Here is a 21,123-nt window from a genome sequence, read left to right as displayed (position 1 = left end):
CTTTCCTCTTGCCAAGTCACCCTTATTTTGATATTATTAGCTCCATGCGTAATTACGAATTAACTTTTGTTTTAAGCGCCAATTTACCTAAAGAGGATCAGGATAAAATTCTGGCGAAAGTCAAAAAACTGGTCACGGATGCCAATGGTAAAATCGGGGAAATCAAAGAGTGGGGGAAGCGTGAGTTAGCCTATCCGGTTTTACCTGCCGCTCGTCACGGCCAGAGAGAAAAAGAAGGTTTTTTCTTCACCCTTTTTTTGGAACTAGAAGGTAACGAAGCGAAATTATTAGAAAATAAAATCAAAGTCGAAGAAGACGTTTTACGCCATCTTTTGGTCAGAAAGGAGTAAAAATTTATGTCAGCGCGATCTTTAAACAAGGTTTTACTTATCGGTAATTTAACCAGGGATCCGGAACTCCGTTATACGCCTCAGGGAACAGCTGTCTGCTCTTTCGGTTTGGCTACGAATCGCCAATGGACAACGGAAAGCGGCGAGAAACGTGAGGAAGCCGAATTCCATCGCATTGTCGCCTGGAATAAACTGGCGGAACTCTGCAGCCAACTTTTGACCAAAGGCCGAAAAGTTTTTGTTGAAGGAAGACTGCAAACACGAAGCTGGCAGGCTCCCGATGGGCAACAGAAAACCGCTACCGAAATTGTCATTGACGATATGATTATTTTGGATAGCCGTCGCTTGGGAGAAGAAGTCCCGGCCGGAACCACCGCAGTCCCGGTAAATACAAAAGAACCGGTTATTGAGACCGCTCAACCAGCGACTGCGGAAGCGGAGGAATCGGACAAAAAAAAGAAAAAGAAAGAAGAAGCACCGGCAACGGAAGTGACGGAGGAAAGCCAGGAGAATCAGGAAATCAATCCTGACGATATTCCTTTTTAATTTATGTTTAAAAAACGAACAGGAACCAGTTCTCGTCGTCCCCAAAGCTTTAGACTAAAGCCGTGTTTTTTCTGTACTGACAAAAGAGAACCGGATTATAAAGACATTGAACTCTTATCCCGTTACTTAAGTGAGAGGGGAAAAATTGTCAGTCGGGGGAGAACAGGTATTTGCCGCAATCACCAAAGAAAATTAAGTTTGGCCATCAAAAGAGCCAGAGCTTTAGCTTTGTTGCCTTTTGTGATTAAAGTTAGATGAAAGATGCAATTGGGGGCCTTCAGGCTACCGGCGAAAAGGTTACGGCGGAGTTAGTTTTTTTGGGCGATGGCGAAATAAATCTTTTGGATTTGGAGAGAAAAATTGATGGAAAAATTATCGCCGGTGGCAAATTCGGGAAAACGGCTCTTGCCAAAGCCATCGCTTTGGAAGTTGCCGGTATCGTTACGGCCGATATTTCCGAAGAGCTTTTTGAGGAAATTGAACACGGTAAAACCTGGGAAATCGGCAACGAATGTTGTTTTAAGTTGCCTCTCTTGGTTATCGAAGAATCTTCCCTTGCGGAAGTAAAAGACTTCGATGGGAAGAAAGCCGTTTTAGATCCGGCAGAGAAAAAGCTTATTTTGGCAGAACAAACGCCCGATTAAAATCTTATCAATGGTCATCATGCCACTCACCAAAATACGTAATTTTATTTTTATTTTAAGTTTCTGCCTCATTTCCGGCGGCATTGGTTATAATCTGGGGAAAAACGAGGTTAACTTTACCTGGAACAATTTTCGCCCCGCTGTTTCCGTGACTAACCTTAATCCGCCGGCCGCCAGTTCCGTTGATTTTTCCTTATTCTGGGATGTTTGGCAGCGTTTAGAAAAAAAATATATCGACAAAAAAGCTTTGAATCCGCAAAAAATGGTCTGGGGAGCGATCTCTGGCATGGTGGCTTCTTTAGGTGATCCCTACACTGTTTTCTTAAGTCCCCAGCAGCAAAAAGAAAGCCAGGAGGACTTAGGCGGTCAATTTGACGGCATTGGGGCCCAGTTGGGGATTAAGGATAAAAAAATTGTGGTGATTGCTCCTTTAAAAGAAACACCGGCGGAAAAAGCCGGGATTAAAGCCGGAGATTGGATTTTTAAAATAGAAGGCCAGGAGACGGCCGGCTGGACTTTGCCCGAGGCGGTTTCTAAAATCAGAGGGCCAAAAGGCACAAAAGTCACCTTAGCCATTGTTCATGAAGGAGAGGAAAAACCGCAAGATCTGGCGATTACCCGGGAAACGATTTTGGTGAAATCGGTGGAATGGGAGAAAAAAGCCGGTCAAGGCGGGCAAATCGCCCATCTTAAATTATCAAGATTCGGCGACCAGACGAACGCGGAATGGGCTAAAATGATCAACGAAATTTTAGCTTCTTACGAAAAAAAAGAAATTAAGGGTCTTGTTTTAGATTTACGTAATAACCCGGGTGGTTATTTAACCGGGGCGGTTTTTGTCTCCAGCGAATTTTTGCCCGTTGGTTCCTTAGTGGTGCAACAGGAAGAAGCCGGCGGAGCAAAACAAAATTATCAAGTGGAAAGAACGGGCAAACTTTTAAATATTCCCATGGTTGTTCTTATTAATAAAGGGTCGGCTTCAGCCTCGGAAATTGTCGCCGGAGCCCTGCAGGACTATAATCGGGCGAAGATTGTCGGTGAAACCTCTTTCGGTAAAGGGACGGTTCAGGAAGCCCAGGATCTGGAAACCGGAGCGGGTTTGCACATTACGACCGGCAAATGGCTTTTGCCCAAAGGCGGTTGGCTAAACGGTTCCGGTATCAAACCCGATATTGAAGTGGCCATGGACGAAAAAAATCCCGATCAGGACGCGCAACTTAAGAAAGCCATTGAACTTTTATTAAAATGAAACTTTTCAAAGGTTTTAAACCGACAACTCTTTTGGCTGTTCTGATTGTTCTTTTAGGCGTGGGGATTTCTTCGGGACTTTTGGGTTTAAACTGGAACCGCTTCAATTTTTTAGGCAAGTTTAAATCAGAACTTCCCAAAGAAGAGACCATCAAAGTCGTTAAAGAAGAGTCGGTCGTTATTGATGTGGTTGATAAAGTTTCCCCGTCGGTGGTCACCGTGGTCATCAGTAAAACCAAAGGACTGGGTCAATCTTTACAAATTGATCCTTTTGACCCCTTTTCCTTTTTCAGTCAGCCACAAACGCAACAGAAAAAAATCGAGCAGGATATCGGTACCGGCTTTATTATTTCCAAGGACGGGATGATTGTGACCAATAAACACGTCGTTTCTGATACCGAAGCGAAATATAAAGTGATTACCAAAGACGATAAAACCTATGAAATTAAGCAGATTTATCGTGATCCGGTCAATGATTTGGCCATTTTAAAAATTGATTCTTCTTTGCCGGCTGGCGGATCGGGGCAAGTTTTTAAACCCGTTGAGTTTGGTGATTCTTCAAAACTTAAAGTCGGTCAGTTCGTCATCGCCATTGGTACGGCTTTAGGCGAATTTCGCAATACGGTTACGACCGGTGTCATTTCCGGACTAGGCCGAGGGATTACCGCCGGTTCACCGTTTGAAGGCTACGTCGAACGCTTGGACAACGTGATTCAAACCGACGCCGCGATCAATCCTGGTAATTCCGGGGGACCGCTTTTAAATTCCGCCGGCCAGGTCATCGGCGTTAATGTCGCGGTGGCGCAAGGAAGCCAAAATATCGGTTTTGCCATTCCGATAAACCTGATCAAAGAATCTTATGATAATTTTAATAAAACCGGCAAATTTTCTAGGCCTTATTTGGGAATCCGCTATAAAATGATCGGCAAAGACCTGGCCATTTTAAACGAAGTGCCCGAGGGAGCGTATGTTCAGGAAGTCGTTAACTTATCTCCGGCCGAAAAAGCCAAGGTTTTAGCCGGGGACATTATTACCAAAATTGACGGCCAAAAAGTCGCCCAAGAGGATCAGGATTTGGCAAAAATTATCTCCTCTAAAAAAGTCGGGGAAACGATTGAACTGACGATCTGGCGTGGCGGCAAGGAAATAAAAATAAAAACGACCCTGCAGGAGTTCAGCCAGTAATTAATTGACTTTTTAAGTTATTAGTGTTATTTTGTAAGCCTAGCTGCCTTTTTGGGCAGCTATTTTTTGCCAAAAAGAAAGGAAAGTTTTATGCCGCCGTGGATTGAAACAACCCGTGATCCCTCGGGCAGGCCGTTGAGAGAAGAAATTACTGACGTTGTTGCCTATCGAGAATCAGAGGTAATGTTTGTTCCGCAAAAAAACGGAACCCTTCAGGTTCGTTTTCCTGGCGAGGTTACTTTAGAGAAAAGGAAATCAGACGGTTCGGTGGAAAACAGCAAAATCAATTCCCCTTTTTGTCTTCAACCAGAAGCTGGCGTTAATATAACCATCATTCCTCCTCAAGGAGAAAAGATTTGTCTTTATTGGGAAAGCCGACAATAAAGAAAAAACTAACATGGGGTCAAAACCTGAAACCGGTTTTTTCAGAAGCGGGGAAGTAAATTATCTCTATGGAGTTTTGAGAATTGAAAAAATGGTTTTGATCCTGGCCGACCTTTTGCAGTCTCCGGACGGACTGCCGCAGACAGGGAGCGTATGGGACAGGGAGGAAACTAAACACTACGGGGACTTTACCGCGTCAGGGCTAGTTCATGAAATTAGCTGTTTAGTTAAGCCTCTTGACGACAAAGATAAAGAAGCCTTAAAAAAACTCGTTGCCTTGGCTAAAAGCGGCCTCGAGTTAAGGAGGAAGAGCTTAACGCTTCCGGGTCGCAGGGTCGAGAGCGAAAGTTATAAGCTGCAAGACTGTTTTAAGGCTTTGCCGCACATGTTGGGACACAGTACGCAAAGAATGGCCGAAAAGCTTGATGATTTTGAATTAAACTGGTTGAGAACTTTTGTTCTTTTAGCCGGCGGGAAGATGATTGATGAGAGAAAAGCCGAATTAATAGAAGCTTTAAGGAGATGAAATTAAAGTCAAGACAATGTGGTTATAACCAATTTTAAATAACCTGGTTAAGGTCTCCGGCGAGGATTTTTTCTAAATGGCGCCAGGATTTATTAAGCCGATGATCGGTTAACCGATCCTGCGGAAAATTATAAGTTTTAATTTTTTCCGCTCTCATGCCGCGGCCGATAACCTGACGCAAATCTGCCAATTGTAGTCTTTTTCTTTCTTCTTCCAAATCCCAGAGCTTAGCCCGAAGCATACCAAGAGCCGTTTGCCGGTTTTGCCATTGGTCTCTTTCGGTTTGACAGGAGACGACTAAACCGGTCGGCCTATGAATTAATCTGACGGCGGAGGAAACTTTTTGAACGTTTTGGCCCCCGTGTGAGGAGCTTCTATAAACCTGCATTTCCAAATCAGCGGGATTAATATAAACCTGGGTTTCGGGAATTTCTGGCAAAACAGCGACTGTCGCGGTCGAAGTATGAATTCGGCCCCGGCGTTCGGTTTGAGGAATTCTTTGGACCCGGTGCACGCCGGCCTCGTTTTTTAATTTTTCAAAAGCGCCAGCACCAGCAATCTTCACCGTACCTTCGCCTAAAGGTTCAATTTTCCAGCCCTGGCTAACGGCGAAGCGGCCATACATGCGTAAAAGATCTTCAGCCCAAATTTTGGCCTCATCGCCTCCGGCCGCGCCGCGAATTTCGAGAATAACCGTGTTGGGATTCAACATACAAATTTCTAATTGCTCTAATTTCTAATTGACCTAAAAAAATTATTAAATGGGTTATTTTTTAGAAATTAGGTTAATTAGGTCAATTAGGTTAATTAACGAAGTTTATTCTCCCATTAGCATTTCTCTGAGGCTTTTTGGTGCCTCTTTTTCTTCAACAATGCCTTTTTTCTTCGCTTTAAGTTTAGCTAAATCAGGAGCCTTGGCCAAACCGATCGCCTGCTTTTTTTGAAATTTTTCAACCTGACCGGCCGTATCAACGTATTTTAATTGTCCGGTAAAAAACGGATGGCATTTATGACAAATCTCGACTCTGATTTCCGGCTTGGTCGAGCCGACGGTAAAACTATGGCCGCAGGCACAAGTGACCTTGGCTTCCGTGTACCATTGCGGATGAATATTCGTTTTCATAAGACGCTTATTATACCATTAATTTATCTTTTTGTGAAGACGGATTTGGGCAACCGTAATCCCCAAAATGATTAAAAAAGCGGCGATTCCAAATTGCCGACTTAATTTTTCCCCAAAAAAGAGGATGGCCACCAAAACCGAGGTAATCGGCATCAGATAAGAAAAAATGCCGGTTTCTGAAGCCTCAATCTTGGAAAGCCCCCAATCATAAAAAGAATAGGCCAAAGCCGAGGAGAGTATGGCGCCGTAGAAAATACCGACGATCCCCGGCGTTCCTAATTCCATGACCCAGGAGGGATTAGTCGTTTGTTCCCAGAGGAAAAAAGGCAAAAAAGTTAAGGCCCCGATGGTAAAAGACCAAAAAGTGATTGGTAAAGATTTGTTGATGGCGAGAAGTTTTTTACCGAAATAGGCTTGGCCGACAGCCCCAAGAGTGGCCAGGACAAAAAACAGATTGCCCAAAACAACGGTTTCGCCCTGAAGGCCGGAAGTCATCAGGGGAATAAGAATGATTAAAAGGACGCCGGTTAGAGAAACAATCGTGCCGAAAACCTCATGCGGTTCGACTTTCTCTTGCAAAAGAAAAGCTCCCAGGAGCAAAAGAATTAAAGGTTGAGTCGTACTGATAAAGGCGGCATTGACAGAAGGCGCCAGTTTCAAACCCCAAAAGAAAAAGGTGATATTAATGGTGATACCAGAGAGGGCAAAAAGAATAATTTGCGGCATGTCCGTGCGTTTGAGACGAAAAAGATCCTTGCCTATAAAAGGCAAAAGGAAAAAGGAGGCCAAGCTAAAGCGCAGGAAAGCCAGGGTAAAGGGAGGAATATTTTCCAAACTCCATTTAAAAATCGGAGAAGCCGCGCCCCAAATCACGTTGGCAAGAATTAAAGCTAAAGTTGCTTTGAGTCTCATGAGGCAGATAATATTTCCAATAAGCGATCAAGACCAAAAGAAAAACCGACGGCCGGAATCTGACGTTGGGCAAACATCCCGATTAAGTTATCATATCTGCCGCCGCCGCCGATGGATAAATCTTGGGGCAAATCTTTGGGTTTAAGTTCAAAAATCAAACCGGTATAATAATCCAAACCTCTGGCTAAATATTTGTCAAAAAAGAAGTCCTGACCTTCTTTAAGATTCCACGCTGTTTTAAGAATTTGCGAAACGTTGGTAAAATCCGAAGTTTCAGATTTATCAAGAAGATTAATATTTTTTTCGATTTCTTCATTCGTTAATCCATTTCTTTTGAGTTCTTCCTTAACGCCATCAAGGCCGATTTTATAATATTTATCCCAGGCCCTGATAACTTCAACGGGAACGTCTTGGAAGAACTTTCTGTCGTTTACGGCCATAATCGCTTTGGGAAGACCTAATTTTCGGGAGATTTCAATGGCGGCGGCGATGATTTTGGCATCTTCCGTTAAATCATTGCTGCCGACGGTATCAAAATCAAACTGGGTGAATTCGCGGAAACGGCCTTTTTGCGGATTTTCGCCGCGAAAAACCTGGCCGATCTGATAGCGGGAAAAAGAGGGACTAAGAAGCCCCAGGTTATTGGCCACAAACCTGGCCAAAGGGACGGTTAAATCATAGCGCAGGGCCAATTTCCGGTTGCCGCGGTCGGTAAATTGATAAATTAATTTTTCCTCCTCGCCGTATTTGCCCAAAAGAGTTTCGGCAAATTCCAGAGTCGGTGTTTCCACGGGAACAAAGCCGTAATTTTCCAAAACCGAGACGATTTTATTCATAACCTCGCGTCTTTTTTTGGCTAAATTCGGCTCAATATCGCGGAAACCTTTAGGTGTTGTCGGTCCTTTTTGCATAAGATTTGTCCCTATCTACCTTTAAGTATACCATAAAGTTTTTGGAATTCGTTGAGGTACGGTTTATTAAGAGAGAATAAACTTATTGTGCTGTCGGGGTAGGCGTCGGGGAAGTCTTGGGTTTTGGCGTCGGCGAGGCTTTGGGGGTGCTACTTGGGCTAGCCGTGGGTACGGGCGTATTTTCGCCGGTAATGCCCAGGGCTTTACCCGGCAAAACCAAAATCCTTTTGGCGGTGATTTGTGTGTTGGACTTGACCGGAGTTAAGCCGTTGACATGAACCCGGTCACCGATTTTAATTTGGCTAAGCTCCGCGCTGTTTAATCCCTGACCTTTTTCCCAAAGGAGAATCTTGGTGTTGGTATCAATCATGACCGTAAAATTACCTTTCTTTGCAGAAACTGTCAGAGTTTTCGTTTTCGCGTCAACGGCGGTAACTTTACCGTTAAGATTAAAAGGCAAGACCTTGGCGATAATTATCTTAGCGGTCATTTGGCTGGTTTCTTCGTTTGCCTGGCCGAAAGCCACGATTTTTTCTCCGGTATCCAAATCATCAAGAGTAATTATCTTTTTGGCACCGGTGCCGATTCGAAAAAACAAAGTGTTTTCATCGGTCACAACGGTTTTATCGCTGTTTTTGACCGTTAAAGTGATCGTTTTTCCGGAAATCAATTTGACGTCGCCAGACCACGCCCGGCGCATTTTTTCCTTAAGTTCGGCCACTTTCGTCGCGACGCGTTCTCGCAAATCCTTGACCTGTTCTTTTTGCTCATTGCGAAGAATTCTTGATTTGCTGGCCTCGCTTGAAGAGGTAGAAACGACCGCCAAAGTTTTCCCAGGTATTGCCAAAATCGCCAATAATCCCAAACTGAAAGCGAGTATTTTTTTCATTTTTTAAAATTGTTCCTTGGTATAATTAACCGTTCTGGTTTCTGATTTTTCCGTACCGGTTTTATCGTAAGCGGTGACAATAATTTCATTGGCACCTTCTTCTAAAGTCATGGTGGCGGAGAAGGAACCATCGTTTCCGGCCGTCACGATTTCGTCTTTAAGCGGACCATTAACAACAACGGTTGTTCCTTGAGAGGTTTTTCCGGTGACGGTAACTTGATTTGTTTCCACGAGAGCATCGTTTTCCGGTTGACTTAAGGTTAAGTTGAAAGCTTCAACAGCGGTTTCTGAAGCCGGAATCTCTTTTTCCGTAATTTCGGTTGGCGCTTTTTTTTGGGGAAGGACATTGGGGAGGCTCCAAACAGCCCAGGCAGCCAAAAGACCAACGCCTAAGCCGGCAACGGCAGCTAAAATTGTCTCTCGACCAAGATTCATGGCGTCATTTTAACTCAATCTTTTTCCTCTTGTCAAGCAGGGGATTTTATGATATTTATGTATGGACATATGGAAATAACGCATCTTGGTCATTCTTCCTTTAAAATTCGCGGCAAGAGTCTGACTTTAGTGACCGATCCTTTTTTGCCCGAGATGGTAGGTTTAAAATTCCCCAAAGTCGAGGCCGATATCGTCACGATTTCTCATAATCACGAGGATCACAATCAGGCTCGTTTAGTCGGCGGTCAGCCACGGATTTTTTCCGGAGCCGGAGAATACGAGGTTGGGGGAACCAAAATTGTCGGGATCCAAACTTATCATGACAACGAAAAAGGGGCGAAATTTGGTAAAAATACGATTTATCAAATTCAAATGGACGGACTGATCCTGGCGCATTTAGGCGATTTGGGAGGAAAGTTAACGACCGAACAAATCGAAACTTTAAACGGGGTGGATATTATTTTTGTGCCGGTAGGCGGCACCTTTAGTTTAGACGCTCATAACGCTTCGGAGGTTGTGGCTCAGTTTGAAGCGAAAATTGTTATCCCCATGCACTACGGTCTTCCGGGTTTAAAAATTGACCTTTCGCCGGTTGACAAATTCTTAGAAGAGATGGGTAAAGAAGAAGTCAAACCTCAACCCAAATTGATAGTCACCAAAGATAAATTACCCGACGAGCTGGAAGTCGTCGTTCTTGCCTAAAAATATGGCTGATATCAAAGTTCCACCTCATGATGAACAGGCCGAACTGTCAATTTTGGGCGCGCTTTTAATTGATAAAGACGCGGTGGTTGACGTTGTTGAATTCTTACGGCCCGAGCATTTTTATAAAGACGCCAACAGTCTCATTTATACGGCCATTTTGTCTCTTTTTGAGACCCACGAACCGATTGACATTGTGACCGTGACGGCGGAGCTTAAAAAACACGGTCATTTTGAGAAAATCGGCGGCACTTCTTACTTAACCGAACTTTTAAACGTGGTGCCGACTTCGGCGCACGCGGAAAATTACGGACGGATTGTTCAGGATCATTACACGCGAAGAAGTTTAATCTCAACCGCCGCGCAAATTACCCAAGAAGCTTTTAACCAGGAAGGGGAAGTCAGGAAAATTCTGGATCAGGCCGAAGCCGGAATTTTTTCCATTGCCCAGTTTCACGCCAAGAGAGATTTTATGCCGGTTAAAGACGCCTTGGCCGAATCTTTTGATCGGCTGGATGAACTTCATAAAAAAGCCGGAGGGATGCGGGGCGTGCCGACGGGTTTTAACGATCTGGATAACCGCTTGGCCGGCATGCAGCCTTCTAATCTTTTGATTTTGGCCGCCCGTCCCGGTCAGGGAAAAACGGCTTTCGTTTTAAATATTGCCCAGCACATAACCGTTGATTTAAAAATTCCCATCGGTATTTTTTCGCTGGAAATGAGCAAGGAAGAGTTGGTTGATCGTTTACTGGTCGCTCAGGCTGACGTTGATGCCTGGAAGCTTAAAACCGGAAAATTGACGGATGAGGATTTTGGCAAATTGTCAGAAGCCATGGGACAATTGGCGGAAGCGCCTTTGTACATTGACGATACGCCGGGCGCCAATATTTTGGAGATCAGAACCAAAGCCAGAAGACTCCAGGTTCAACAAAATGTTCAGCTTCTGGTTGTTGATTATCTGCAGCTTATTGATTCAGGGAGAAGGTTTGATAACCGGGTGCAGGAGGTTTCCTTAATCTCGGCGGCTTTAAAAAACTTAGCCCGTGAACTTAAAGTGCCGGTTCTGGCCGTTTCCCAGCTTTCCCGGGCGGTTGAATCACGGGGAACCAGGGTGCCGCAGTTGGCCGATCTTCGGGAGTCGGGGGCGATTGAACAGGATGCCGACGTCGTCATGTTTTTATATCGGGAAGAAGAACCGGAAAAGTGGGGCGAGCAGATTTTAACCAAACTTTTAATTGCCAAACACCGAAACGGGCCCTTGGCGGAAATTGATCTTCTGTTCCGCGGCGACCGCATTAGATTCTACGGAGTTGAGAAGAAGAGAGAAAAAGAAAGCTAAGAAAATTATGGATGATAAAGAATATTTGAAACTAGCCGTAGAACAAGCTAAGAAATCAGTTGAAGAAAGTGGGTTTCCCGCCGGTGCGATAATTGTTAAAAATAACGAAATTATTGCCGAAGGTGTTAGTTTAGGGTTTAAACTGAATGATCCTACCAGCCATGCGGAAACTTCTTCCATCAGGGAAGCGTGTAGAAAATTACAAACAACAGATTTAACAAGCGCTACTCTTTATGCTTCTCTACAACCATGTTTAATGTGTTTTAGTGTTGCGAATTGGGCTGGAATTACAAGAATAGTGTTTGGTTGTAAAAAGACCGAAGAGATGGCTAAAAAAGGATATTATGAAGGTATGACAGATATTTATAAAGTAAACAAAGAAAACAATCGACAGGTTGAAATTGAATACTTACCCGATTTTGAACAAGAAATGCTTGAGTTGATTAAAAGTTGGGAGCAGAAAGATGGACACTAATCTAAAGGTCGATTTGGACAAGTTCTTGAAGGAGCGTCTTGATCCGATTAATAAGACAATGGTTGAACAGGAGATGGTTAGGCATAAACAATTCATGGAGCGACATTTTGAGAAATACGACCTTCTTGCAGAGATGCACAATTCCTACATATCACAGCTTATTACCCTTGAAGGAGTTATTTTTGGTGCAGTTATTATCTTTACAAATTCTCAACAGATTACTATTTGGCTTATATCAGCTGTTTGTTTAATTCTCGTAAGTTTGATTTTTGGAGTCTGGAGACAAAACATCTCGATTCAAGCTAATTATCAGTCTCACGAATGGAATTACTATCAAGAGTTAAAAAATCATTGGTGGACGAGGGAACTTTGGGAAGATGAAACAGTGAAAACAGAGAGAGGTCATTGAGCCCAATTTAGAGAAACAAGAGGATGCGTATAAAAAGAAACTTGAACATAAAGTTCTAAAACTCCTTAGACTTAATGCAGATAGGATAGAAAATATCTTTGTGATTAGCCTCATCTTTTCGTTGTTTTTATTGATTTTACATTTGCTTTTTAAAACACCTGTTCTACTAAACCCATCAGTTGGTAGTTAGACACCAAGTTGTAAAAACTTGTTTATTTCTTTAGTAGTAAGCTCCGGGTATTCAAGGTAATTTACCCAGTCATCCTTCGATCTTACTCAAGATGATGCTGGGCAGAGTCGAAGCATCAAGTTCTCAACAATAGTTTTATCCTGCGCGGGGTTGCCAATCCAGCCTAGTTTATTTCTTCAGAAGTGTAAGACGAAAGTTTTCTTCAATTTCTGCTAGTTGTTGTAGGGTATCAACGGTCGCATTCCAATCTTTTCTAACAGCTAAAGAATGGGCTTTGCCAAATAAATCTGCCTGTTTTATTTTCAGATTTGCTAATTCAACGTCATAAGAATCAAAGAAATTAGCGTAGTCAAGTGCTCTTTTGGCCCCTAGGGCAAGAACAAAGCATGTAAGCTGTTCTATCTCGTCTTTGGTAGCTTTTCTATCTTTCAGTCGATTAGCGAAGGAAATAATCGCTTCTTTACTGATTATCCAACCTTCCTTTTCAGATTTTTGTTGGCTGTGATTATAGAGAAATTGAAACATTTTAACGGCCGATTTGTAAATATCTTCTTCTGTCGGATTATCAATGCGTTTAGGAGCTGTCCAATATCGATAATACTGTTTACTATAATCGACTCTTTCTGCTTTCCAAGCAACTTTTAACTTATCTAGAGATAGCGATACGCACGGGAATCCTGCTGGGTCATGGATTCTGATTTCGTTATTGTCCATAGAGTAAGAGACAATAAAGTGGTCAGCGCCACCCAGCGACCGGTGAAGCGGATTGTAAACAAGATAGCCCATATCAAGAGGGCCAAGAACGACAGGACTTTTCTGTAAATCTTTTCTTAGTGTTTCCAAAGGAGCAGGTTCTGTCTTTGGAATCTTTTCTGCCTTACAACTAAATCCTAATAGCTTTAAGGCGTTATCGATTCCATTATCCGGTATCTCCCAACCAAAGAATAAAAGATTAGTACCTTTTAAAAGACAAGCGCCTAATCCAACACCGGAGAGAACTTCAATAGTGGATGGAGGAATTTGCTCACCGATAGAAGCTAACAACATTGAGACGGAATTGGCATAGCAATAGGCACAATTTCCCATATAGGGAATAATCTGCATTTTCATAAAGTTTTTGGCCGAAAGTCTACGAATGGGCATCGGTGCCAAGAGGGGGAGTCGAACCCCCAAGCCCGTTTAAGCGGGCACAGGTTTTTGAGACCTGCGTGTTTACCGTTTCACCACCTTGGCTTAAGCGTTATTTTAGCATAGCCCGGCTTGTAAAGTCTACCTTTTTTTGTTAGAATTAAGCCTCTTATGAAATTTACTCTTAAGATCGGGAGTCTTGAGCAAGCCCAAACCGAAGCGATCGCTCTTTTTGTTTGGGAAGAAGGTTTTACTCCTTATGCCGACCAAATCGACCGGGTTTTGGGAGGTTTTTTAAAAAAAGAAACTCTTCGCCGTCAGTTTAAGGCCGAAACGGGCAAATTTCTTATTGTTCCTTCATACAAAAAACTTTTCGCCGAAAAAGTCATTCTTCTCGGTTTAGGTAAAAAAGCCGATTTTAATGCCTTAAAAGCCCGTCAGGTGTTTGCCGCCTTAGCCAAGAAACTTAAGGAAGAGGGGATCGAGAGTCTGGGTTTCGCTAATCAGGCTGATTTTGAATTTGTACAGGCCTTAGTTGAAGGAATAACGTTGGGAAGTTACCAGTTTGGGAAATACAAGTCGGTTGGGCCTTCAAAAGAAAAAGAAACGGAAAAAGAAATCGTTATTTTGGTCAAAGACGCCCGGGAATTGGTGTCTTTAAGAGAGAAGTTAACCAGGGGCGAAATTTTGAGTCAGGCGACAATTTTCGCCCGAGACTTGGTTAACGAACCTTCCTCGGTGACGACGCCGACCTATTTGGCTTCTTTAGCGGAAAAAATCGGCAAAAACAGCAAATTTCTTTGCAAAATTTACGAAAAGGAGGATTTAAAGAAATTAGGCATGGGAGCCCTTTTGGGCGTGGCCCAAGGCTCTGATGAGCCTCCTAAATTAATTAGACTGGAATACAACCCGCCTTCGCCAAGGCTTCGGCGGGCGAGGAAAATCGTTTTGGTCGGCAAGGGCATCACTTTTGACACCGGCGGTTTGTCCTTGAAAAAACAAAACGAGATGGAAACGATGAAAATGGACATGGCCGGAGCGGCCGCGATTTTGGCCGTTTTTTCGGTTTTGGAAAAAATTAAACCCCGAGTTCATATTATCGGTTTAATGCCCGTGACCGAAAATATGCCCTCCGGCAAAGCGATTAAGCCCGGTGATATTGTTAAAGCCTATAACGGCAAAACCATCGAGGTTGTCAATACCGATGCCGAGGGCCGGCTGATTTTGGCCGACGCCCTGGCTTTTGGTGAAACCTTAAAACCCGACCTTATTTTGGACATCGCCACCCTGACCGGAGCTTGTCTGGTCGCTTTGGGCGAGGACATTGCCGGCATCTTTTCCGACGAGCAAAAATTAGTCAAAGAAATAAGCCAAGCGGGCGAGGCGGTCGGCGAAAAATTCTGGCCGATGCCGCTTGAAAAAACCTATCGGGAGCTTTTAAAATCGGAAACCGCCGATTTAAAAAATGTCACCGGCAGACACGTTGGCGGCGCCATCACGGCCGCGCTTTTTTTACAGGAATTTATTTCCAAAACGCCATGGGCCCATTTAGACATCGCCGGTCCGGCCTGGCAGGAGAAAGGGACTGATCTTTTGCCTCGGGGCGGAACGGGCTTTGCCGTTCGCACGATTTTAAATTTTTTGGAGGCATGATGATTCCGGTTACTAATTTACGCACCGGTGCTTGTTTTACTGACGGTAAAGATCTTTTTTTGGTCTTGACCTATGAACATGTCAAAATGGGTCGTGGCACAGCGACAATTCGGGTTAAAGTCAAAAACTTAAAGTCGGGGGCAACCACGGAGAAATCCTTTATTTCCGGGGCTAAAGTTGAAGAAGCGTCGCTTGCCAAAAAAGAAATGCAATATCTTTACAAAGCGACCAATTTCGTTTTTATGGATCCGCAAACGTTTGAACAGATTGAGCTTTCGGCCGAAAAAATTGCAGACAGCGCCCCTTATCTTCAGGAAGGCATGACCGTCAAAATTCTTTTTCATCAGGAGGAGCCTTTAACCTTAGAATTACCGATTAAAATGGAGTTTACCGTTGCCGAAACCGAACCGGGGATCAGGGGCAATTCGGCGACGAACATTTTTAAAGACGCCGTCCTTTCTAATGGGTTAAAAATTAAAGTCCCTCTTTTTGTCAAGTTAGGTGATCGGATTTTAGTAGATACGAGAACGGGAGAATACGAAGAAAGAGTAATGAAATAGTTCTTTTACGAAGTAAAAGCCTTGTTTATCTTGACAAAGCGAGCCAGACGAGAGGTAAAATCACGACGACCTGCGTTACGACGCCCCGAATTGTTCCATCCCGGCCGTGAAACCTTGATTGAACTCGATAAAGCCAGTTAAAGGGCGGAAAATCCCAGTTTAAGAAAATATAAGGCGCCTCAATCCAGTCAGGTAAAGTTGCGGCAAAAATAACGATTAAAAGATAAAGGGGATTGACGGTTGAGGAAAAAAGCCACCAGCTTAAAACAAGTCCCACAAAGACATCAAGGCCGGTTATCAGAAAAGTGATGATTTTCGGCCGGTGGTGCCAGCCCGTTCCCGTATCCCAATGAGGGATAAAATCCAGGGCAAAATTAGAAAATAAGGCCAGCGGTATCGCCAGATAAGGATTAGGGATTAATTTAGCCAGGGAAGCGCCCGCTAATGAATGACTGGTTGCTGTCATATAAGATCTATCATATAATGAGCGAACGAATTAATCAAAGAAATCTTTGATATAATCAATATACAGGAAGTTTACCATAGGTTGTCAACCCCATATGAATTCACCAATTTTAAGCGTTATCAACAATAAACACTTCCGTAATCTTTGGCTGGGTCAGATAACTTCTCAAGTGGCGACAAACATGTTAACTTTTGTTTTGGTTTTACGAATTTATCAAACCACCGTTTCCAATACCGCGGTTTCCCTTTTGATTTTAACGCTGGGTTTACCGGCGGTTGTCGTCGGTATTTTGGCCGGAACCTTGGTTGATTCCTGGGACAAAAGGAACGTTTTAATTGTCACCAACTTATTGCGGACGATTCTTATTTTGGGTTTTTTCTTTTCTTCGGAAACGCTTCTTTGGGTTTATCTTTTGATTTTGGCAATTTCCATAACCACCCAATTTTTCGTGCCGGCGGAAGCGCCGACCATTCCCAGGCTTATTTCTAAAGAACTCTTATTGCCAGCCAATTCGCTTTTTACTTTTACTTTTTATACCTCGATGGTTATTGGTTATATTTTTTCCGGGCCGGCCCTGCGGTTTTTCGGCAATCACAATGTCTTTTTATTTTTGTCAGCCCTTTTAGCCCTGGCGGCCTTTTTTGTTTCGCAAATTCCCGGTGAGGTTAAAAAAGCCCAGGCCAAAATGAAATTTGACAAAGACGAGGCCGTAAAGATTTACCGGGATTTTTTAAGCGGCCTAAAATTTATTAAAGAAGACAAAAAAGTCGGATTGGCGATCTTTTTGCAAACCGTGGCGCAGGCTTTATTCGTTTGTCTGGCGACTTTAGCGCCCGGCTTTGCCGATACCGTTTTAAAAATTGAGGTCAGCGACGCTTCGTATATCATTTTAGGGCCCGCCGGAACAGGGCTCATTTTGGGCGCTTTGCTGGTTGGGCAATTCGGCCAAAGATTTCCCAAAGAAAGATTAGTTAATATCGGGATTGTCTGCGCTGGCGTTTTACTTTTCCTTTTAGCCATTTTAGCGGGTTTGGGCGGTTTAGTGGTGGTTCTTTTTCTCTTAGGTCTTTTAGGCGTTTTCACGGCTTTCGTGACGGTTCCCTCCAGCACGATGCTGCAGGAATATACACCTTCGGCCCTTCAGGGTCGGGTTTATGGTTTTGTGACCGCTTTTGTCGGCGGCGCGGCCATTTTACCCGCCATTTTCACCGGTTTAGCCGCTGATCTTTTCGGCATCAGGGTCGTTATCCTTTTTCTGGCTCTTTTAGTTTTAGCTTTTGCAATTTACAGATTGGATAAAGCAAGATATAATGAGTGAAACGAATTAATCAAAGAAATATCAATAATTTCACTCATTTTTTACAAAGTAAAAGCTTGTCTTATCTTTGCTATAATAAATAATTATGTACCCGATTCTTTTAACGATCGGTCCAGTCAGAATTTATTCTTTCGGACTTTTTCTGGCCTTGGGAATCATCATGGGGAGTTTTGTGGTTTGGCGTGAAGGCAGAAAGGCCAAGCTAGACGAGCAAAGAATAGTTGATTTTCTTTTGGCCGAGCTTTTCTTTGGTCTTATGGGTGCCAGAATTTATTATTTGATTCTTCATTTTTCTGATTTCGGTTTAGCCCCCTTTAAATGGTTTTTGTTTTTTCATTTTCCGGGGCTTTCCTTTATCGGTGCCATTTTCGGCGGTTTAATCGGGGCTTTAATTTTTGCCAGGCGTCAGAATTGGTCTTTTTGGCAACTGGGCGATTTTTTAGTCTTGGGCTTAAGTTTGGGCGAGGCCATTGGGAGAATTGGTGCTTTCTTGGGAGGATCGGCTTATGGAGAAATAACTAATCTGCCTTTGGGTGTTCCCATGATCGGACTTCTCGGTAAACGCCATCCGACGCAAATTTACGAGCTAATCGCGGCCATCCTTACTTTTGTTTTGTTAGTAAAATTAGAAAAAAAATGGCGAGAGAGACAGTTGCCGACGGGTCTTAATTTTCTTTTCTATTTTCTTATTTTTGGAATCACCAGATTTTTTCTTGAAATCCTCAGGGGTGATAGTGTATACTTCTTGGGTTGGCGAACAACACAAATAGTTTGCCTCTTTTTTATTTTAAGCGCAACTGTTTTTTTGTTTCGCCGTTTAGGCAGAAATCTCAAAACGGATTTCTTGGTCGTTTTAACAAAAATTAAAAATCTAAAATTTAAGAAAGGCAATTATGTTTAAATTTCCGATTAACATCTTAAAACCGATTGAGGAACATCTTAAAAGACAAAAAGAAGATACGGAAAAGAAAATGGCGAATTTGGCAAAAGAAGATCCGTTTTCGGATACCGACCGCTTAATTGATAATGCCTCTATTGATACCGAGGTTAAGGAACAGATCGGTCATCAGCGGATTGAGGCGATTAAATTCGAACTTTCCCGAAACTTGGTCAGGATCAGAAAAGCCCTAACGAAAATTAAAATCGGTAAATACGGCATTTGCGAAAAATGCGGGAAAATGATTGACACAGATAGATTGGCGGTTATGCCCACGGCGGAACTTTGCCTTGAGTGCGAAAAAAAGAAACAAAAGTGAACCTTTCCCCGAAAATTCTTTACGAAGACGAAGAAATTCTAGTAATAGATAAACCCTCCGGTATGATCGTTAATAAGGCCGACACGACAAAAGATCTGGAAACAGTGCAGGATTGGGTTGAGAAAAAATTTAAAATTCACAATTTAAAATCTACAATCGGGGACAGTGACTTTGTTAAAAGAGCGGGAATTGTTCATCGAACTGATAAAGAGACAAGCGGCCTACTTTTGATTGCCAAAACCGAAGAAGCTTTTTTAAACCTCCAAGCGCAATTTAAGGAAAGAAAAGTTAAAAAGACCTATCTTACGTTGGTTCACGGCCAAGTTGCGCCCGAGGAAGGTGAAATCAAGGCGCCTATCGGTCGGCTTCCTTGGCAGAGAGAACGTTTCGGTGTTTTTCCCGGCGGCAGGGAAGCGGAAACCAGGTATAAAGTATTAAGTATAAAGTATAAAGTTACAAACGGAGACAGGGAGCCTTTAACGTTTCTTGAAGTTTGGCCTTTGACTGGGCGGACGCATCAAATTCGGGTTCATTTAAAATATCTCGGTTTTCCCATTGTCGGTGACGAGTTTTACGCGGGCCGAAAAAGAGGAAGAGACGACCGGAAATTTTGTCCCAGAGTTTTTTTACACGCCGCTTCGATTGAATTTCTTCATCCGGCAACCGGAAAATTATGCAAAATGGAAGCAAAATTACCGGAAGATTTGCAGCAAATTCTTTCATCTTTGATATAATCAATTTAGAGCATGGAAAATTTTTCTTTTACGCGTGATTTAATTTTGGTTTTGGGCACGGCTTTTTTGGGTGGCTTTTTAGCAAAAAAGTTGCGCCAGCCGCTTTTAACCGGTTATATTTTGGGCGGTTTGATTATCGGGGGTCTTTCTTCACAATTTATCGCTCCCGATCGTAATTTAGCCAGTTTTTCTCAAATAGGGGTGGCTTTTTTAATGTTTACCTTGGGTTTGGAGTTTTCGTGGAATAAGTTTAAAAGAATCGGCAAGGAACTTCTTTTTGCCGCGATTTCGCAAATCTTAGGCACCATTCTTTTTGGTCTTTTCCTTTTTCCCCGGTTTGGCTTTGATTTTTATGCCTCATTTTTCTTAGCCTGCTGTTTTTCTTTGTCTTCAACGGCGGTTGTGGTTAAGATTTTGTCGGATCGGGGCGAAATTGATAAATTGTCATCGGAATTAACCGTCGGCTGGCTTTTAATTCAGGATTTAGCCGTTTTGCCCATGGTGATTATCCTACCGGCCTTGGCCAACAATTTAAAAAACGGGGAAAGCCTGATGGTTTCCTTGCTGATTTTCGGCCAAGCCCTTTTAAGGGCCACAATCCTTCTTTTTTTCGTGGTTCTTATCGGCAAAAAATTGGTTCCCCTGATCACGGAAAAAATCCTGAAAACCCAATCCAGAGAACTTCTTTTGTTGTCGGTTGTGGCTCTCTGCCTGATTTTGGCTTTTGGTACGGCCAGTTTGGGTTTGTCCTTTGCTTTGGGCGCTTTTTTGGCCGGATTTTTGGTTTCTGACATGGGGATTTCCGCTTCTATCTTTGGCGAAATCAGACCCTTACGGGATATTTTTGCCGTGATTTTCTTTGTAACTTTGGGTTTTTTGGTTTACCCGCAATTTTTATTAGAAAACTGGGTGATGATTTTAACAATTAGTTTACTGGTTATCGCTTTTAAATTTCTTCTGGTTTCGGCTATTGTTTTGTATTTAGGCTACCACACAAAAACCGCCTTTATGACCGGTATCGCTCTGACCCAGGTAGGGGAGTTTGCCGCGGTTTTGGCGCAGATGGGGTTGGCGACCCAGATTATTTCTCAAGAACTTAATTTTTTAATTATTTCCGTAACGCTTCTGACGATTATTCTTACTCCCTGGATTTTTAATCTTGCCCCTTCTTTTTACAAAAAAATTAAAAATCAAAGTTCCCGCTTCCCGGCTTTGGCCTCGTTTTTTAATACTTACGACAAAAAACCGCTTAAGGAGGAATTGCCTTTTGCCGACCATGTCGTTATCTGCGGTTATGGCCGTGTCGGCAGATATATCGGTCGGGCTCTGGAGATGGAAAAAATTCCCTTTGTCGTCGTTGACTATAATTATCAGGTGGTCAAAGAGCTTAGAGATAAGGGCTTAAAGATCATTTATGGTGATCCGGCGGAAATCGATGTTTTGGATTACGCCCAAGTTGATAAGGCTAAAACCGTCATTATCGCCATTCCTGATCGGCAGAGCCAGGAAATGATTATTGCCAACGCCCAAACGTTGCGGCCGGGGATCAAAATTATCTGCAGGACTCATCATGAAGAGGACCAGCCGAAGCTTAGAGCTTTGAAAGTTGAAACCATTATTCAGCCCGAATTTGAAGCCGCTTTGTCAATTGTGACCAAACTTTTGAGTGACTTCGGCGTGGCCGGAAATGACATTGATGGCAAAATTAAACGCTTAAAAATTGAACACGGGATGGGGTAA

27 protein-coding genes and 1 tRNA gene are annotated in these 21,123 nt (G+C 43.1%); 19 read left to right on the top strand and 9 right to left on the bottom strand.

Features of this window, described 5'->3' with window-relative positions:
* The first annotated feature begins 44 nt into the window (after window positions 1–44).
* The 8 genes from rpsF to M1575_02010 all read left to right on the top strand — a co-directional run bounded on the left by rpsF (window position 45) and on the right by M1575_02010 (window position 4,883).
* The gene (gene rpsF, locus M1575_02045) at window positions 45–350 is read left to right on the top strand and encodes a 30S ribosomal protein S6 (protein MCL5095484.1); all 306 of its coding nucleotides are present in this window, start codon (window positions 45–47) and stop codon (window positions 348–350) included.
* Between the two features lie 6 nt (window positions 351–356).
* Entirely contained in the window at window positions 357–896 is a 540-nt protein-coding gene (locus tag M1575_02040) for a single-stranded DNA-binding protein (GenBank protein MCL5095483.1), read from the top strand.
* 3 nt (window positions 897–899) lie between these two features.
* Window positions 900–1,154, top strand: coding sequence for a 30S ribosomal protein S18 (gene rpsR / locus M1575_02035; protein MCL5095482.1), 255 nt, complete (start codon window positions 900–902; stop codon window positions 1,152–1,154).
* Window positions 1,151–1,540: a hypothetical protein gene (locus tag M1575_02030; GenBank protein ID MCL5095481.1), complete on the top strand. Its 390-nt coding sequence runs from the start codon at window positions 1,151–1,153 to the stop codon at window positions 1,538–1,540. Before rpsR ends, M1575_02030 begins: the two co-directional genes overlap by 4 nt.
* A gap of 19 nt (window positions 1,541–1,559) precedes the next feature.
* Entirely contained in the window at window positions 1,560–2,789 is a 1,230-nt protein-coding gene (locus M1575_02025; GenBank protein MCL5095480.1) for a S41 family peptidase, read from the top strand.
* Window positions 2,786–3,973, top strand: a complete 1,188-nt coding sequence (locus M1575_02020) for a trypsin-like peptidase domain-containing protein (GenBank protein MCL5095479.1) — start codon at window positions 2,786–2,788, stop codon at window positions 3,971–3,973. The genes M1575_02025 and M1575_02020 overlap by 4 nt, the downstream gene beginning before the upstream one ends.
* A 90-nt stretch (window positions 3,974–4,063) precedes the next feature.
* Window positions 4,064–4,357 (top strand): hypothetical protein, encoded by a 294-nt coding sequence (locus tag M1575_02015; GenBank protein ID MCL5095478.1) that lies wholly within the window; start codon window positions 4,064–4,066, stop codon window positions 4,355–4,357.
* Between the two features lie 13 nt (window positions 4,358–4,370).
* Complete coding sequence (locus M1575_02010) at window positions 4,371–4,883, top strand: hypothetical protein (protein MCL5095477.1); 513 nt, start codon at window positions 4,371–4,373, stop codon at window positions 4,881–4,883.
* 34 nt (window positions 4,884–4,917) lie between these two features.
* Here M1575_02010 and M1575_02005 read toward each other — a convergent pair whose 3' ends face one another.
* The 6 genes from M1575_02005 to M1575_01980 form a co-directional block, all read right to left on the bottom strand.
* Window positions 4,918–5,595, bottom strand: coding sequence for a PCRF domain-containing protein (locus tag M1575_02005; GenBank protein ID MCL5095476.1), 678 nt, complete (start codon window positions 5,593–5,595; stop codon window positions 4,918–4,920).
* A gap of 105 nt (window positions 5,596–5,700) precedes the next feature.
* Window positions 5,701–6,006: a 50S ribosomal protein L31 gene (gene rpmE / locus M1575_02000; protein MCL5095475.1), complete on the bottom strand. Its 306-nt coding sequence runs from the start codon at window positions 6,004–6,006 to the stop codon at window positions 5,701–5,703.
* A gap of 18 nt (window positions 6,007–6,024) precedes the next feature.
* Complete coding sequence (locus M1575_01995) at window positions 6,025–6,918, bottom strand: DMT family transporter (GenBank protein MCL5095474.1); 894 nt, start codon at window positions 6,916–6,918, stop codon at window positions 6,025–6,027.
* Window positions 6,915–7,829, bottom strand: a complete 915-nt coding sequence (hisS, locus tag M1575_01990) for a histidine--tRNA ligase (GenBank protein MCL5095473.1) — start codon at window positions 7,827–7,829, stop codon at window positions 6,915–6,917. The genes M1575_01995 and hisS overlap by 4 nt, the downstream gene beginning before the upstream one ends.
* Before the next feature lie 82 nt (window positions 7,830–7,911).
* Window positions 7,912–8,718 (bottom strand): DUF5666 domain-containing protein, encoded by an 807-nt coding sequence (locus tag M1575_01985; GenBank protein ID MCL5095472.1) that lies wholly within the window; start codon window positions 8,716–8,718, stop codon window positions 7,912–7,914.
* A 3-nt stretch (window positions 8,719–8,721) separates the two neighbouring features.
* Window positions 8,722–9,153 (bottom strand): Ig-like domain-containing protein, encoded by a 432-nt coding sequence (locus M1575_01980; GenBank protein MCL5095471.1) that lies wholly within the window; start codon window positions 9,151–9,153, stop codon window positions 8,722–8,724.
* A gap of 69 nt (window positions 9,154–9,222) precedes the next feature.
* On the opposite strand from M1575_01980, the gene M1575_01975 reads away from it, so the two are divergent.
* Genes M1575_01975 through M1575_01960 form a run of 4 tightly spaced genes read left to right on the top strand, consistent with a single transcriptional unit; the run spans window position 9,223 to window position 12,078 of the window.
* The gene (locus M1575_01975; GenBank protein ID MCL5095470.1) at window positions 9,223–9,855 is read left to right on the top strand and encodes an MBL fold metallo-hydrolase; all 633 of its coding nucleotides are present in this window, start codon (window positions 9,223–9,225) and stop codon (window positions 9,853–9,855) included.
* A 4-nt stretch (window positions 9,856–9,859) separates the two neighbouring features.
* Window positions 9,860–11,194 carry a replicative DNA helicase gene (gene dnaB, locus M1575_01970; GenBank protein MCL5095469.1) on the top strand — a complete coding sequence of 445 codons (1,335 nt, stop codon included), beginning with the start codon at window positions 9,860–9,862 and terminating at the stop codon, window positions 11,192–11,194.
* A gap of 7 nt (window positions 11,195–11,201) precedes the next feature.
* Entirely contained in the window at window positions 11,202–11,669 is a 468-nt protein-coding gene (locus M1575_01965; protein MCL5095468.1) for a nucleoside deaminase, read from the top strand.
* Window positions 11,659–12,078: a hypothetical protein gene (locus M1575_01960; protein ID MCL5095467.1), complete on the top strand. Its 420-nt coding sequence runs from the start codon at window positions 11,659–11,661 to the stop codon at window positions 12,076–12,078. The genes M1575_01965 and M1575_01960 overlap by 11 nt, the downstream gene beginning before the upstream one ends.
* Window positions 12,079–12,436: 358 nt before the next feature.
* Here M1575_01960 and M1575_01955 read toward each other — a convergent pair whose 3' ends face one another.
* A complete protein-coding gene (locus tag M1575_01955; GenBank protein ID MCL5095466.1) occupies window positions 12,437–13,378 on the bottom strand; it encodes a hypothetical protein in 942 nt (313 codons plus the stop codon).
* A 36-nt stretch (window positions 13,379–13,414) separates the two neighbouring features.
* A tRNA-Leu gene (locus M1575_01950) sits at window positions 13,415–13,501 on the bottom strand.
* 66 nt (window positions 13,502–13,567) lie between these two features.
* Here M1575_01950 and M1575_01945 point away from each other — a divergent pair.
* Both M1575_01945 and efp read left to right on the top strand, forming a co-directional pair.
* Entirely contained in the window at window positions 13,568–15,049 is a 1,482-nt protein-coding gene (locus tag M1575_01945; protein ID MCL5095465.1) for a leucyl aminopeptidase, read from the top strand.
* Complete coding sequence (gene efp, locus M1575_01940; GenBank protein ID MCL5095464.1) at window positions 15,046–15,609, top strand: elongation factor P; 564 nt, start codon at window positions 15,046–15,048, stop codon at window positions 15,607–15,609. The genes M1575_01945 and efp overlap by 4 nt, the downstream gene beginning before the upstream one ends.
* A gap of 25 nt (window positions 15,610–15,634) precedes the next feature.
* On the opposite strand, the gene M1575_01935 is transcribed toward efp, so the two are convergent.
* Window positions 15,635–16,075, bottom strand: coding sequence for a hypothetical protein (locus M1575_01935; GenBank protein ID MCL5095463.1), 441 nt, complete (start codon window positions 16,073–16,075; stop codon window positions 15,635–15,637).
* A 94-nt stretch (window positions 16,076–16,169) separates the two neighbouring features.
* Here M1575_01935 and M1575_01930 point away from each other — a divergent pair, with 94 nt between their 5' ends.
* The 5 genes from M1575_01930 (at window position 16,170) to M1575_01910 (ending at window position 21,123) form a co-directional block, all read left to right on the top strand.
* Window positions 16,170–17,393, top strand: coding sequence for an MFS transporter (locus tag M1575_01930; protein MCL5095462.1), 1,224 nt, complete (start codon window positions 16,170–16,172; stop codon window positions 17,391–17,393).
* Window positions 17,394–17,478: 85 nt separating this feature from the next.
* Window positions 17,479–18,294, top strand: coding sequence for a prolipoprotein diacylglyceryl transferase (locus M1575_01925; protein ID MCL5095461.1), 816 nt, complete (start codon window positions 17,479–17,481; stop codon window positions 18,292–18,294).
* Window positions 18,287–18,649, top strand: a complete 363-nt coding sequence (locus M1575_01920) for a TraR/DksA C4-type zinc finger protein (GenBank protein ID MCL5095460.1) — start codon at window positions 18,287–18,289, stop codon at window positions 18,647–18,649. Before M1575_01925 ends, M1575_01920 begins: the two co-directional genes overlap by 8 nt.
* Window positions 18,646–19,383 (top strand): RluA family pseudouridine synthase, encoded by a 738-nt coding sequence (locus M1575_01915; GenBank protein ID MCL5095459.1) that lies wholly within the window; start codon window positions 18,646–18,648, stop codon window positions 19,381–19,383. The genes M1575_01920 and M1575_01915 overlap by 4 nt, the downstream gene beginning before the upstream one ends.
* Window positions 19,384–19,395: 12 nt before the next feature.
* The gene (locus M1575_01910; GenBank protein ID MCL5095458.1) at window positions 19,396–21,123 is read left to right on the top strand and encodes a cation:proton antiporter; all 1,728 of its coding nucleotides are present in this window, start codon (window positions 19,396–19,398) and stop codon (window positions 21,121–21,123) included.

It is taken from the genome of Patescibacteria group bacterium (genome assembly GCA_023473585.1).
Lineage (GTDB): Bacteria > Patescibacteriota > Microgenomatia > JAMCYU01 > JAMCYU01 > JAMCYU01.
This window is presented reverse-complemented; position numbering and strand designations above follow the sequence as displayed.

Coding starts and splice junctions, on each gene's coding strand:
- rpsF (MCL5095484.1), top strand. CDS start 45: ATGCGTAATTACGAATTAACTTTTGTTTTAAGCGCCAATTTACCTAAA.
- M1575_02040 (MCL5095483.1), top strand. CDS start 357: ATGTCAGCGCGATCTTTAAACAAGGTTTTACTTATCGGTAATTTAACC.
- rpsR (MCL5095482.1), top strand. CDS start 900: ATGTTTAAAAAACGAACAGGAACCAGTTCTCGTCGTCCCCAAAGCTTT.
- M1575_02030 (MCL5095481.1), top strand. CDS start 1,151: ATGAAAGATGCAATTGGGGGCCTTCAGGCTACCGGCGAAAAGGTTACG.
- M1575_02025 (MCL5095480.1), top strand. CDS start 1,560: ATGCCACTCACCAAAATACGTAATTTTATTTTTATTTTAAGTTTCTGC.
- M1575_02020 (MCL5095479.1), top strand. CDS start 2,786: ATGAAACTTTTCAAAGGTTTTAAACCGACAACTCTTTTGGCTGTTCTG.
- M1575_02015 (MCL5095478.1), top strand. CDS start 4,064: ATGCCGCCGTGGATTGAAACAACCCGTGATCCCTCGGGCAGGCCGTTG.
- M1575_02010 (MCL5095477.1), top strand. CDS start 4,371: ATGGGGTCAAAACCTGAAACCGGTTTTTTCAGAAGCGGGGAAGTAAAT.
- M1575_02005 (MCL5095476.1), bottom strand. CDS start 5,595: ATGTTGAATCCCAACACGGTTATTCTCGAAATTCGCGGCGCGGCCGGA.
- rpmE (MCL5095475.1), bottom strand. CDS start 6,006: ATGAAAACGAATATTCATCCGCAATGGTACACGGAAGCCAAGGTCACT.
- M1575_01995 (MCL5095474.1), bottom strand. CDS start 6,918: ATGAGACTCAAAGCAACTTTAGCTTTAATTCTTGCCAACGTGATTTGG.
- hisS (MCL5095473.1), bottom strand. CDS start 7,829: ATGCAAAAAGGACCGACAACACCTAAAGGTTTCCGCGATATTGAGCCG.
- M1575_01985 (MCL5095472.1), bottom strand. CDS start 8,718: ATGAAAAAAATACTCGCTTTCAGTTTGGGATTATTGGCGATTTTGGCA.
- M1575_01980 (MCL5095471.1), bottom strand. CDS start 9,153: ATGAATCTTGGTCGAGAGACAATTTTAGCTGCCGTTGCCGGCTTAGGC.
- M1575_01975 (MCL5095470.1), top strand. CDS start 9,223: ATGGAAATAACGCATCTTGGTCATTCTTCCTTTAAAATTCGCGGCAAG.
- dnaB (MCL5095469.1), top strand. CDS start 9,860: ATGGCTGATATCAAAGTTCCACCTCATGATGAACAGGCCGAACTGTCA.
- M1575_01965 (MCL5095468.1), top strand. CDS start 11,202: ATGGATGATAAAGAATATTTGAAACTAGCCGTAGAACAAGCTAAGAAA.
- M1575_01960 (MCL5095467.1), top strand. CDS start 11,659: ATGGACACTAATCTAAAGGTCGATTTGGACAAGTTCTTGAAGGAGCGT.
- M1575_01955 (MCL5095466.1), bottom strand. CDS start 13,378: ATGAAAATGCAGATTATTCCCTATATGGGAAATTGTGCCTATTGCTAT.
- M1575_01945 (MCL5095465.1), top strand. CDS start 13,568: ATGAAATTTACTCTTAAGATCGGGAGTCTTGAGCAAGCCCAAACCGAA.
- efp (MCL5095464.1), top strand. CDS start 15,046: ATGATGATTCCGGTTACTAATTTACGCACCGGTGCTTGTTTTACTGAC.
- M1575_01935 (MCL5095463.1), bottom strand. CDS start 16,075: ATGACAGCAACCAGTCATTCATTAGCGGGCGCTTCCCTGGCTAAATTA.
- M1575_01930 (MCL5095462.1), top strand. CDS start 16,170: ATGAATTCACCAATTTTAAGCGTTATCAACAATAAACACTTCCGTAAT.
- M1575_01925 (MCL5095461.1), top strand. CDS start 17,479: ATGTACCCGATTCTTTTAACGATCGGTCCAGTCAGAATTTATTCTTTC.
- M1575_01920 (MCL5095460.1), top strand. CDS start 18,287: ATGTTTAAATTTCCGATTAACATCTTAAAACCGATTGAGGAACATCTT.
- M1575_01910 (MCL5095458.1), top strand. CDS start 19,396: ATGGAAAATTTTTCTTTTACGCGTGATTTAATTTTGGTTTTGGGCACG.